Consider the following 12511-nt stretch of genomic DNA (forward strand, 5'->3'; position numbering starts at 1 on the left):
ACCGGGCGCAATCGCCTGCGAGCGCGCTGAGAGAGTCAGGCGCTTTGAATCTGGCGTAGAAGTGGGTATTGCTACGTGAATAAAGGGCAGCAGTGATGGCCGCTACTTATAAACTTCCTGCGATAAGTCATTAGCCTGTCATCACTCTGAAGTGATGCGACACGTGCCAGAAACTACGCCATGACTGAGGGGGTAGAACTTGTATATGTTTTACCCACCGATACGCTCATGGCGAGCCTCTCTTGCAGCACTCGATTTACTGCTCAGGCAGGGCCCAGGCGATGATGCTGTCACCTAACTTGGTTGGGATTCGGTCGTGACCGCCAACCACCGCCACCACGTACTGTCGACCCTGGCTCATGTAGGTCAAGGGCGAAGCCTGATTGCCTGCCGGGAGGCGTTCTTCCCAGAGCAACTCACCGCTTTCGCTGTTGTAAGCCCGCATGAACCGGTCAATAGCGGCGCCGATGAACGTCACGCCGCCAGCGGTTGTCACGCCCGTTGCATCACTCGGCGTACCGATTTCGAAGCGCATCTTGGAGGCGATCCCCCAAGGTCCACTGTCATAGCCTGTGCCGAACGGGCGGCTCCACACGACATCGCGAGTGCGCAGGTCGATACCGGAGATAAAGCCCCAGGGTGGCGCAATGCAAGGCTGGTCCAGGGATGACATCCACGGATCTTTAATCGCGCCGTAAGGCAGGCCGGCCTGGACTCGGAAGCCCTGGGCATTGCCCGGCGACTCCTGGAACGACTTGGCATTGATGGCGTCGAGTTGTTCGCGAGGCACCAGCCCCTGCATATAAGGAAGGCGCTGGTTGTTGATGATCAGCAGCCCTCGCTTGAGGTCGACCATCACACCGCCCCAGTTCAAGCCGCCATGATGGCCGGGGAAGATCAGGCTTTGCTGGCCCACGACCGGCGGGGTGAAGATCCCTTCGTAGCGTGCCTGGCGAAATTCGAGGCGACATTGCATCTGATCGAAAGGCGTCAGGCCCCAGGCATTGGCTTCGGTCAGTACTTCCGGTGTTTTCGATGGACGCCCCATGGTGCTCGGCATATCAGGGGACAGTGGCTGGGTGGCTGCGGTGTAGTCTCCCGGGGCGGTGCCCTGTGGGACAGGAGCTTGCACGATATCCACCAGTGGTTCGCCGGTGGCGCGGTCAAGCACGAACAACTGGCCGGATTTGGTCGCCTGGATCACGGCCGGGCGTGGCCCGGCAGCCGTCGGAAAATCAATCAGGCTGGGTTGCGGGCTCAGGTCGTAGTCCCATAGATCATGGTGGACTGTCTGGAAGTGCCAGCGGACTTTACCGGTGGTGGCGTCCAGTGCGACCAGGGACGAGCTGAACTTGTCTTCTTGTGCTGTGCGGGTGCCGCCATAGAAGTCGCCCGCTGCGTTGCCGGTGGTGACATACACCAGGCCCAGTTCATCGTCGGCCGACAGCGGTGCCCACGAGTTGGGGGTGCTGAGGGTGTAGGTCTCGTTGTTACCCGCGGGGGCGTTGGTGTCTGGCCGGCCCAAATCCCAGGCCCACTTCTGTTTGCCGGTCACTGCATCGTAGGCGCGCACCACGCCCGAGGGGGCAGGACGCACATCCGAGTCGAGTACTCGGCCACCGGTGATCACCACCCCGCGAATGACCAGAGGGGCAGACGTGATACCCGTCGAGCCTTTTCTGAAAGTGCCCAGCCCGTCTTTCAAATCCGCAAAGCCTGCGTTGCCGAAGTCGGGGCACGCCTGGCCGGTCAGGGCGTCTACCGCGCCGAGGCGAATATCATTGGTGCCCCAAATGATGCGCGAGGCGCACAAGCCACTGGCATTGGGGACTTCGAAATAAGAGACACCACGGCAATAGGCGCCGCCATTGGCGAAGTAGTCCGGGTCGACTTTGGAGTCGAATCGCCAGTTCTCCTTTCCAGTGGTGGCATCCAGGGAAATGATGATTTGCTTGGGGGTGCAGGTGTAGAGCGAGTTACCCACCTTGATCGGCGTGGCTTCGTTCAAGTACTTGGTTTTCTCACCGGGTTGCTTCACGTCGCCGTGGTGGTATTCCCAGGCTTTGACCAGGCCCGACACATTCGAAGGCGTGATTTGCGACGCGGCTGAATAGTGGTTGCCCAGGTTGGAGCCTGCATAGGCGGTCCAGTTGGTCTCGGTGTGTGACGCGGCAATATTGCCGTCTGGAGAGGCGACAGAACTGCGACTGAAGGCGGCGGCGGGGCGTGTGGTGGCAAGCGTCGAGTCGGCAAGGTGAACGCTTGTGGGGAAGAACAGCGGCACCAGGATGGTAGCCCCCATCACCAGCGGCAGCACACCCATAATGGTGAAGTAATGACTTTTTCTGACGTTGGCAAAATCACGCCGTACCACGGGCCAGAACGCCAGGAACGGCACGCTGAGAACCGCCAGCCAGGCCAGGCGTGGAATATAGGCCCAGCCATCGTAACCAGACTCCCACACCGCCCAGGCATAGGTGGCCACAGAGGCTGCGCCATAAAGATAGAGGCCCAAGGACTTTTTCAGGCCCAAGAGGATGGCCGATAACAACAGCGCGGTGCCCATCATCGCGTAATAGGGTGACCCGCCCGCGGCCATCAGCACGCCGCCTTTATAGGCCAGCATCACGCCAAGCAGGGCAACCACTGTGTTGTACACCCCGAACAGGAGGTTTGAGACTCCCGCTGCACTACCCAACGTCCTTTCGTTCATGGCCACCATCCCTGTGCGATTCGTTACGGATCCGAGTCCGAGCGGCGCGCATGATTGCCTATTGTTGTAACGAAATACAATATGTAGTGAAAAAATTAACTGTTTGGTGATTTTTTTGTATTCTGTTTTGATCAGAAACAATTGTGCTAGGCTGCTTGGCCCGTTATTGGGCGCGGTGATGGCGAAGCTGCGGCACTGACGGGTAGTCAGTGACGTGCTCTAGATTTGGCTTTCTTCTGGCACTGCGCGTTGATCAGTCTTGAGTCGGCCGACTTGATCCAGGTGGCGCCAGAGAAACTGTGCGGCTTCTTCACGCCGATCAGACTCGATGAGGTCGAGCAAATGGATGTGTTCCTGGCATTGCGCCTTAAGACGCGTGCGATCAATGTTGGCCTTGTAGCCCATAAAGCGCCTGAGCTGATTCTGGTGGCGTATGGCGTCGATGAAAAAAACATTGCCGGAGCACTGCACGATCATTTCGTGAAACTGGGCCCCCAGCTGGAACAGTTGCGCGCGGGACAAGGTCTGGATCTCGCCGTCGATCAAGGCCTGTTGCTGTTGCCTGGCCTGGGCAAACGCGGCGTGATTGACCTGATAACCGGGCTCAAGCAGCGCCGCCGGTTCGATGGCCATCCGGAAACGGTAGCTATGAATATGCGCCTGCGTGTTATGCACGAAGTCCTTGAGGCCCCACCCTTGGCCTGGCTTACGCTCCACCATGGCTTCGCCGGCCAACCGGTTCAGCACCTTGAGCAACTGCCCCCGGGGCACCTCATAGCGTCGCAACAACTGCGCTTCGAAAAAGTGCGCCGGTATTTCTCCGCTCAGAATGTCGTCGACCACACGCAGGTAAAAGTCTTCGAATGGATCGCTGGCGCAAGGGACTGCGGCTTCCTGAATCTGCCCGGCACCTTGTTTGAGGAAATAGCCACGATTGGGCTCTTGAATGGCAAGGTCCCACTCGGCGAGCAAGGCAAAAACCCGCCGGATCGGCGAGCGCGACACCCCGAGCGCTTGCGCAAATGTCTGCTCGCGCAAGGGCTCACCGGCTTTCATCGAACGGGCGCGAACCATGTCGATGACGCGTGGGGCCAACTGCAGGGCGAGGTCTTTCTTGATCACAGGTTTTATTCCGAATGGTTAGCTTCAGTCCGTTCCCGTCGGGGCAGATGCCCCCACCGCACTGGAGTGGGAAAATACCATACGAAGAGCATGAGTATTTGCACTGACCACTTTCAATAGCGCGGCGCTGGAGCCGCGAATGAGGCTCCAGGCTGATGATTTGTTTATTCCCAGGATGGATAGTTACCCATGCTCAAATTCAATGCTCACCTCGGTTTCCAGTTCAACGAATTGCCTTTTCTGCAACGCATCGAAGCCGCCGCCGCTGCCGGTTTCAGGGCGGTGGAGTTCCCATCGCCCTATGAATTTGACGCCAGCCTGCTCGCCGATCACCTGGCTCAATACAACCTGCCGTTGATTCAGTTCGCAGCGCCGGCAGGTGTTACCAAAGGCATCGCTGCCTTGCAGGGCAAGGAGCAGGAATTTCGCGATGGGCTGCGCGAGGCGGCCCGCTATGCGAAGGCGCTGAACTGCTCGGATGTGCACATCATGTCTGGCGTGACCACGCCCCAGGATGAGAGCGCGCCTGCCTACGCAAGTAACCTGGAATACGCGGTCAAGTACCTCGAAGATCAGGGTTTGCGCGCGCTTATTGAAGTGATCTGCCCGCAGGCGATGCCCGGCTATTACATGTCTGACTTCAACAAGGCGCAACAGGTGCTGGAAACCTTTACGAGTGTCGGGCTGATTCTGGATCTTTACCATGCCCAGCTTTTGACCGGCGACGCAGCCGGGGTACTGGCGCAGTTTTACGACAGGACCGTCCATGTACAAATCGCCGACAACCCGGGGCGTCACGAGCCGGGCACCGGGACCATGGACTTTGCCGCCTTGTTCGCGGCGCTGGAGCAGCGTGGCTACCGAGGATGGATCGGCTGTGAGTACCGCCCATCCGGCACCACGGTTGAAAGCCTTGAGTGGCTTAAGCCGCTGCGGGCCCAGGTGTTGAAACCCTAGGGGTTATTGCGCGGCAGGCAGCAGGAAGCGGGCGATTACCGGCAGGTGGTTGGAAATACGCAACGTATCGTCTTGGCGCACCTTCGCCTCCACGCGTTTGATCCGCGAGCTGTAGAACAGGTAATCCAGGGTGCGATCCGGGCCATCAAGGCTTGGATCGTTGGGGAAGTGCGTCAGCCATTTCTCACGGTCGATGCCACTGGATTGGCTGTTGCTGGGGATCATCGGGTATTTGTCCCACAGCAGATGCAACTCACTGTCCGGCGAGTACTGGCCGCGCTTGCCAGCGTCCAGGCGCAGGAACTGGCCCAGTGGAAGCAGGTTGAAATCCCCGCCAATTAACCAGGGTGTGCCGCGACCTTCGAGTTTATCCAGCAGTTTTACCGTGCTTGCCACTTGCTCCTGCACCGCGCTGCGCCCAGGTGCGCCGCCGTCCAGGCGGGTGTTGAGCACCGCCAGTTGGCCGCCATCGCTCAAGGGCAGATATGTCAGCAGCAGAGCTGGCTTGGGTTGGAACTGGCGGCTGATGACGTTGGCATCGGCGGTCGGCAGTTGCAAGCGTTCGGCGTGCTCGATCTGGTAGCGGCTGAGTGTCGCCAGCTTGCGCCCGACGCTGCCGAAGATATGCAGGCTGGGCACAAAGTCGGCTTTCCAGTCGAAGGCCTGGGCGCTGCACGGGTAGAGGTCGACCAGACGCTCCTGCAACAGCGCAAGCTGGTCCTGATAGTGGGACGGTTTGGCGCCTTCGTCGAGCTCCTGCAACAGCAGGATGTCGGGTTGTTCGTCGCGGATCACCCGGGCCACTTCGTCGAGGCTGAAGGCCATGTCTTCGACGGTAGGGCGATCGTCCGGGCCGCTGCCGTCCGGGGTGTCGTACCAGAACACGTAGTTCTTGCCGGCCAGGTATTGCACATTCCAGGTCATGACCTTGAGCGCCTGCCCCGGCAGCAGCGTCGGCGCACGGGGTGCCACGCAGCTGACGGGCAGGGTTTCTTTGTCGGCAGGGCGCCAGGTCAGGCTGTAGATCAGCGCGGCCAGCAGGCCGGCGATGATCAACAGGCTCAACAGGGTGATGCGCAATAAACGGGTCATCGGCTCGGCTTATATGCGTGTCAGAAGAGGCACGGAGCATATCACCGCGCGTCGGCGTCGCCACCGATCAACATGAATAAACGGAACAGCACCACGCTGGTAAACAACTGCAGGAAGCTGTGCGCACTGTCCATCAACAGCCCCAGCAGCGGCGCGGGCTCGGGATACGCCGCCACGCTGGCACCCTTGAGCAGCCACAACGGCGTCATCACGCACAGTAGGCACACCAGGATTCGCCAGAAATGCCCGCGGGTCAGGCGAAAACTCTCCTTCATCGCCTCCAGGGCCGGCATACCGCGCAGCACCAGCAGGTATTCGGCAAACGCCAACACCACCATCAGCCACAAGCCCGGCAGGAAATACAGCGACAGGCCCAGCAATATCAACAACGTGCTCATGGCCGTCAGCAGGGCGAAGCGCGGCCACAGGCTCAATGCCATGGCCCATACATCCTTGGTGCGTGGCGACTCGCCACGGGTGCGGGCGTCGAGAAACAGAATCAAGGCGCCGGTGTACAGCGGGTACACCAATAAACCCACGACCACGCTGTAGCCGGGAAACGCATCCGGGCCCAGCGTGTGGTCCAGTATTTGTTGCAGCAGGGCTTCGAGGATCACCAACGGCAGGCACAACTGCACGATGGCGCCCAGGTTGCGCTGGGTAAAACGCAAGGAGTCGCGCAAAACGTCTAACGGATTCATCAGGGTCATCACAGGCCTGGAAGCAGAGGGCCACACTTTAACCGATCAGGGTCCAAAGGGGCGCAAACGTAAACCTTGAGTAAAGACCATTGAAACAACTCGTAACATCCCCATAACTGGAAGGCACCCGGCCTGATCACAGGCGGGACCGGATTTTTTTATCGGCAATCTAACGAGGTCGCCATGAACAGCGAAGAGCAAACCCTGATCGATGGACTGTTTTCACGGTTGCAGCAAGCCGAAACGGACTCAGCCCCCCGCGACGCCCAGGCCGAAGCGCGGATCAAGGAGCACATGACTCGCCAGCCGGCCGCCGGCTACTACATGACCCAGTCATTGCTGGTGCAGGAACATGCGCTCCAGGCTCTGGATGCGCAAAACAAGCAACAGGCGCAACAGATCCAGCAATTGCAGGACGAACTGCAGCGGGCCAAGTCGGCGCAACCGGCGCCGGCCAGTGGTGGTGGGTTTTTGTCGAGCATCTTTGGCGGTAGCTCCCGCGAGCCACAGCCTGCGCCGAACAACTCCGGTGGCGGCTGGCGTGAGCCGGCGCGGCCGTCGTTCAACCAGTCAGCACCGCAGCAAAACTATCAACCGCCGCAAGCACCGGCTGGCGCACCCGTGGGCAGCGGCTTCCTCGGCGGTGCCATGAAGACCGCCGCCGGTGTGGCCGGTGGTGTGTTGCTCGCCGAAGGTATCAGCAGCCTGTTCCATCACAACTCGCAGCCACAGGTGGTGGAAGAAATCATCGAACAACCGGCACCGGCCAGCGACCAGGGTGACTGGGGCAACGATGACCAAAAGTTTGCTGGCAATGACAGTTGGGGCAGCAACTCTGACAACTTGGCTGACAGCGATTATTCCGACGATTCCTCTTCCTTTGGCGACGACGATTCTTTCGTCTGACACCTCTTGGCCCGGGGCGCCACGGCGCTCCGGTCTGATTTTTTCCCGGAAACGCTCCCTTGGCTGGCATACTGGCGCCCTTTCCGGGCGCTGGCGCCTGGCTGTCCATGAGGAAGTGCGGTGAAGAAAATTGCAGTGTTCGCCGATGTACAAAACCTCTACTACACCGTGCGCCAAGCCTATGGCTGCCACTTCAACTACGCTGCCCTGTGGGCTGACATCAGCGCTCGCGGGCAGATTGTCGAGGCGTACGCGTATGCCATCGACCGTGGCGACAGCAAGCAGCAGCAATTCCAGCAGATCCTGCGCAACCTGGGCTTTACGGTAAAACTCAAGCCGTATATCCAGCGCAGCGATGGCTCGGCCAAGGGCGACTGGGACGTGGGCATCACCCTCGACATCATGGACGCCGCCGACCATGTCGACGAAATCGTACTGGCCTCCGGTGACGGCGATTTCGACATGCTGCTCGAACGCATCATCCAAAAGCATGGCGTGCGGGCCGTGGCCTACGGCGTGCCGGGGCTGACGGCCAACTCATTGATACGCGCCGCCAGCCACTACGTGCCGATCGAAGGCGCGTTGTTGCTCAAATAGAAATAGATTGTTGAATGGAGTTGGAGCAGGTTTGGAACGTATAGCGGTCATCGACTTTGAAACCACCGGCATCACCCCCAGCAGCCAATGCCGGGCCACGGAGATTGGCGTGGTCATCCTCGAGCGCGGTCAAATCGTGGACCGCTACCAGAGCCTGATGAACGCCGGTGTGCGCGTACCGGCCTTTATCGAACAGCTCACCGGCATCAGCAACGCCATGCTGCGCGGTGCGCCACCGGCTGAACGGGTGATGAACGAAGTCAATGAGTTCGTCGGCACCACGCCCTTGATGGCGCACAACGCCGCCTTCGACCAGAAGTTCTGGGACTATGAGCTCGGCCTGATCCGCCGCACCCGCCTGCAGAAATTCGCCTGCTCCCTGCTGCTGGCCCGCCGCCTGATGCCGGCTGCGCCCAACCACAAGCTCGGCACCCTCAACGCCTACGCCAAACTGCCCCACACCGGCCAGGCTCACCGGGCGCTGGCGGATGCGGAAATGGCCGCCAACCTCACGGCCCACCTGGCCCAGCAACTGCGCCAGACCCACGGCCTGCGCGAACTGTCCCATGACCTGTTATGCACCTTGCAGAAAGTACCTGCCGCCAAAATCAATGAGCACCTGAAAAAGCATCGCGGGTTCTAAACCAGCCACCCTCTCAAGCACACCAAAGATCCAAATGTGGGAGGGGGCTTGCTCCCGATAGCAGTGTGTCAGCTAAAAATAAGCTGGCTGATACACCGCCATCGGGAGCAAGCCCCCTCCCACATTTAGTGATGCGGCGCCTATCGAGGCTGTGTGCACGCCAACGCCTGGTCCACCACTCCCTTCGCCATCTCCACCAAATGCATCACCGCCCGCTGCGGCGCCTTCATCACCTCGCCCGACCCATGTGCCGTCTCCACCGCGCAATGCAACAAATCCGCCGCATGGGCCAGGGCGTCTTCGAAGCTCAGGTTGTCATTCAGGATAAAAATGGGCGCATCCGGGGCGGATGCCTTGAGGTAGTAGTCGATGGCGCGACGGTGGAGCAGGGCGTCTTCGCTGAGGAAGTCGGTTTTGGACTTGGGTGGATCGGGGGTGACTTTTTTGACCATGGTGAAACTTCTCCGTCAGGTAAGAAGCTGCAACCGTTCGCTTGCACACGAATTAGGGTGGCAGCAGTACGCAGGTGTGCAAGACCGAGACGGAGTCCGGTAGATCCGAAGATCTCCCGCGTACAGCTGCCATGACACTTAACGCCAGAGATACACCCAGGCGTAGAGAGTTAAGGCTATGCGTATTACCGTCGTCGGACTTGCACGTCCGGTCACCGAACATTCGATGACAGGGCGAGACTAGCTACCGAATCCGACGGAAACAAGGCCGTGGGATTCTCTCGGAAACGTCCCGCAAATGAAAGAGATTGGTCTTGCGATGAAGCTAATGACGCCATCGGGAGCAAGCCCCCTCCCACATTTTGAAGGTGTTCACAGATCAAGTGTGGGAGGGGGCTTGCTCCCGATGGCGGTAGGTCAGCCACCATTTTTCCCATTGGCTTCCAACTGCCCCAACGGCACCCGCCGTTCTATGGCGCTGGACAAAATAATCGAGGTCTTGCTGAACCCGAACTTCGCCACTCGATTAATCAGGTCTTCCAGCTGCGGCATGGTGCCTACCGCCGCTTGCATGATCACGCACGGGTCGCCCGTGACCCGGTGGCATTCGGTCAGTTCGGGAATTTGCGCCAGGGCGTCGTACACCTTCTGGCTGCCGTGATTGGTCAGCCGCAGTTCAATTACGCACTGAATCGGCAAACCGACTTTGGATAGATCCACTTTGGCCTGGTACCCGGTGATCACTCCGCTGGCCTCAAGCTTGGCCACGCGTTCGGCCACGGCGGGGGCGGAGAGGTTCACGGTGCGCGCCAGTTGCGCGTAGGAAGCACGGCCATCTTCAAGCAGGGCGCTGAGCAGCATGCGGTCGTATTTGTCCATGGTAAGGCTCCGGTGGCGCGTGGCTTTCGAAAGCACGGGTTATAGCCATCATAACCATGGTTTGAAAAGTGTATGGGCGGTTTAAACAGGTTTTGTAACTTAAGTTTATCCACCTTCGTTTCTAGAATAAGTCTCCCTTTTCCTGCCATAGAGCCGCCCAATGCCTGGCCCACGTCGCTTTCCCTTACCGTTGATCGCCGCCTTTTTTGCGTTGTATGTGATCTGGGGTTCCACTTACCTGGTGATCCGCATCGGTGTGGAGTTCTGGCCGCCGCTGTTGCTGGCGGGGATTCGGTTTTGCACGGCGGGTGTGTTGATGTATGGCTTCCTCAGGTGGCGCGGGGTGCCGGCGCCAACCTGGCCGCAGTGGAAGGCCGCCGGGATGATCGGCATTTTGTTGCTCACCGTGGGCAATGGTGGTGTCAGCGTGGCCGAACACATGGGTGTGTCGTCCGGTGTGGCGGCATTGGCCGTGGCGACCGTGCCGTTGTTTACCCTGTTGTGCGGTTTTTTCTGGGGCGCGCGTAATACGCGGCTGGAGTGGGCCGGGGTGATTCTGGGCATCATCGGCATCGCCATGCTCAATATGGGCAGTACCTTGCAATCAAGCCCATCGGGTGCAGTTTTGCTGTTGGTCGCGGCGGCCTCCTGGGCTTTCGGCTCGGTGTGGAGCCGCCACCTGCCACTGCCCCAGGGCGCCATGGCCAGTGCCGCAGAAATGCTAGTGGCCGGCGTGGCGCTGCTGATTGTCAGCGCGCTGTCGGGCGAGCACCTGCAGGCCATGCCGCCGCTGGAAGGCTGGCTGGCCCTGGCCTACTTGACGGTATTCGGTTCGATCATCGCCTTTAACGCCTACATGTATCTGCTCAAGCATGTGCGTCCGGCAGCGGCGACCAGCTATGCCTACGTGAACCCGGCTGTGGCGGTGTTGCTGGGGATTGTATTCGTCGGTGAGACCATCGGCCTGGAAGAAGCCTTGGCGATGCTGGTGATCATCAGCGCCGTGTTGCTGATCAGCCTGCCCCAGTGGCGCAAGCCCAAGCCGGAAATAAGGTAAACTGCCGCGCATTACGCCCTTGCGCTGAATTTTTCCTACGGTAACTACATGACTTTCGCCACCCTTGGCCTGATCGAACCCTTGCTGCGCGCCCTTGAGACGCTTGGCTACCAGACCCCGACGCCGGTGCAGGCGCAAGCCATTCCGGCGGTGCTGGCCGGTCGCGACCTGATGGCCGCGGCCCAGACCGGCACCGGCAAGACCGCAGGTTTCGCCTTGCCGCTGCTGCAACTGCTGACCATGGAAGGGCCGAAAGTCGCCGCCAACTCGGCGCGTGCGCTGATCCTGTGCCCGACTCGCGAACTGGCCGAGCAGGTTCACGCCAGCGTCGCTGAATATGCCCAGCACCTGCCGCTGACCACCTACGCGGTATACGGCGGGGTAAGCATCAACCCGCAGATGATGAAGCTGCGCAAAGGCGTCGACATTCTGGTCGCCACCCCTGGCCGCCTGATCGACCTGTTCCGCCAGAACGCGCTGAAGCTCAACCAGCTGCAAACCCTGGTGCTGGATGAAGCCGACCGTATGCTCGACCTGGGATTCTCCGAAGAGCTTGCCAACATTTATCGCATGTTGCCGAAAAAGCGCCAGACCCTGTTGTTCTCTGCGACCTTCTCCGATGACATCCGCCTGTTGGCTGGGCAGATGCTCAACGACCCGCTGAGCATCGAAGTCAGCCCGCGCAACGTCGCTGCCAACACCGTCAAGCAGTGGGTGGTGCCGGTGGACAAGAAGCGCAAGCCTGAACTGTTTGTGCACCTGATGCGCAAGGGCCGTTGGAAGCAGGTATTGGTTTTCGCCAAGACCCGCAACGGCGTGGACGCCCTGGTGGACAAGTTGCAGGGCCTGGGCATCAACGCCGACGGCATCCATGGCGACAAGCCCCAAGCTACCCGCCAACGCGCACTGGACCGCTTCAAGACCAGCGAGGTGCAAATCCTGGTGGCCACTGATGTGGCGGCCCGTGGCCTGGATATCGAAGACCTGCCGCTGGTGGTCAACTTTGACCTGCCGATCGTGGCCGAGGACTACATCCACCGTATTGGCCGTACCGGGCGCGCGGGCAACACTGGGGAGGCGATTTCCCTGGTGTGCGCTGATGAGGTGAACATGCTCTCGGCGATCGAGATGCTGACCCGCCAGACCCTTACCCGCAAAATGGAAGCGGATTTCGAGCCGGAGCATCGTGTACCGGATACCGATGCCAGCGGGCAGGTGGTGAAGAAGCCGAAAAAACCGAAGAAACCCAAAGCGTCCGGTGGTGGCGGTAAGCGCAACCTGGGCAAGTGGGTGGACAGTGGCGAAGTGGCGCCGGCTGAGCCGTCGATTAAGCCAGTGCGCAAGGTGCCGGTGTTTAATACTGGGCCGCGTAAGAAGAAGTGATTTTGCGCT

12 protein-coding genes are annotated in these 12511 nt (G+C 60.0%); 6 read left to right on the forward strand and 6 right to left on the reverse strand.

All coding sequences use genetic code 11. The annotated features are described in order from the left end of the window. Positions 1–256 precede the first annotated feature (256 nt). Both JH25_RS09030 and JH25_RS09025 read right to left on the reverse strand, forming a co-directional pair. A complete protein-coding gene (locus JH25_RS09030) occupies positions 257–2713 on the reverse strand; it encodes a membrane-bound PQQ-dependent dehydrogenase, glucose/quinate/shikimate family (protein ID WP_032881206.1) in 2457 nt (818 codons plus the stop codon). Positions 2714–2932: 219 nt separating this feature from the next. Continuing rightward, positions 2933–3835, reverse strand: coding sequence for a GntR family transcriptional regulator (locus JH25_RS09025; protein ID WP_005791674.1), 903 nt, complete (start codon positions 3833–3835; stop codon positions 2933–2935). A 189-nt stretch (positions 3836–4024) separates the two neighbouring features. Here JH25_RS09025 and JH25_RS09020 point away from each other — a divergent pair, with 189 nt between their 5' ends. Continuing rightward, positions 4025–4792, forward strand: a complete 768-nt coding sequence (locus JH25_RS09020; protein WP_032879335.1) for a hydroxypyruvate isomerase family protein — start codon at positions 4025–4027, stop codon at positions 4790–4792. Between the two features lie 3 nt (positions 4793–4795). Here JH25_RS09020 and JH25_RS09015 read toward each other — a convergent pair whose 3' ends face one another. Both JH25_RS09015 and JH25_RS09010 read right to left on the reverse strand, forming a co-directional pair. Continuing rightward, the gene (locus JH25_RS09015) at positions 4796–5884 is read right to left on the reverse strand and encodes an endonuclease/exonuclease/phosphatase family protein (protein ID WP_032879337.1); all 1089 of its coding nucleotides are present in this window, start codon (positions 5882–5884) and stop codon (positions 4796–4798) included. Between the two features lie 41 nt (positions 5885–5925). Further along, positions 5926–6585 (reverse strand): YciC family protein, encoded by a 660-nt coding sequence (locus JH25_RS09010; protein ID WP_005791669.1) that lies wholly within the window; start codon positions 6583–6585, stop codon positions 5926–5928. A gap of 183 nt (positions 6586–6768) precedes the next feature. Between JH25_RS09010 and JH25_RS09005 the strand changes: the two genes are divergently transcribed. From JH25_RS09005 to JH25_RS08995, 3 genes are all read left to right on the forward strand, one after another. Continuing rightward, entirely contained in the window at positions 6769–7491 is a 723-nt protein-coding gene (locus tag JH25_RS09005) for a DUF2076 domain-containing protein (protein ID WP_032879339.1), read from the forward strand. 120 nt (positions 7492–7611) lie between these two features. Beyond that, positions 7612–8088 (forward strand): LabA-like NYN domain-containing protein, encoded by a 477-nt coding sequence (locus tag JH25_RS09000; protein ID WP_005791666.1) that lies wholly within the window; start codon positions 7612–7614, stop codon positions 8086–8088. A gap of 31 nt (positions 8089–8119) precedes the next feature. Next, complete coding sequence (locus JH25_RS08995) at positions 8120–8731, forward strand: 3'-5' exonuclease (protein WP_032879341.1); 612 nt, start codon at positions 8120–8122, stop codon at positions 8729–8731. 140 nt (positions 8732–8871) lie between these two features. On the opposite strand, the gene JH25_RS08990 is transcribed toward JH25_RS08995, so the two are convergent. Continuing rightward, a complete protein-coding gene (locus JH25_RS08990) occupies positions 8872–9183 on the reverse strand; it encodes a DUF3077 domain-containing protein (protein ID WP_032879343.1) in 312 nt (103 codons plus the stop codon). Between the two features lie 417 nt (positions 9184–9600). Then, on the reverse strand, positions 9601–10062 hold the full coding sequence (locus JH25_RS08985) for an Lrp/AsnC family transcriptional regulator (protein WP_005791661.1): 462 nt from the start codon (positions 10060–10062) through the stop codon (positions 9601–9603). A 160-nt stretch (positions 10063–10222) separates the two neighbouring features. On the opposite strand from JH25_RS08985, the gene yedA reads away from it, so the two are divergent. Together yedA and JH25_RS08975 are read left to right on the forward strand one after the other, a co-directional pair. Beyond that, positions 10223–11119 (forward strand): drug/metabolite exporter YedA, encoded by an 897-nt coding sequence (yedA, locus tag JH25_RS08980; RefSeq protein WP_032879345.1) that lies wholly within the window; start codon positions 10223–10225, stop codon positions 11117–11119. Between the two features lie 48 nt (positions 11120–11167). After that, positions 11168–12502, forward strand: coding sequence for a DEAD/DEAH box helicase (locus JH25_RS08975; protein WP_032879347.1), 1335 nt, complete (start codon positions 11168–11170; stop codon positions 12500–12502). Positions 12503–12511: the final 9 nt, after the last annotated feature.

Source organism: Pseudomonas sp. BRG-100, from assembly GCF_000737955.1.
Classification (GTDB): Bacteria; Pseudomonadota; Gammaproteobacteria; order Pseudomonadales; family Pseudomonadaceae; genus Aquipseudomonas; species Aquipseudomonas synxantha_A.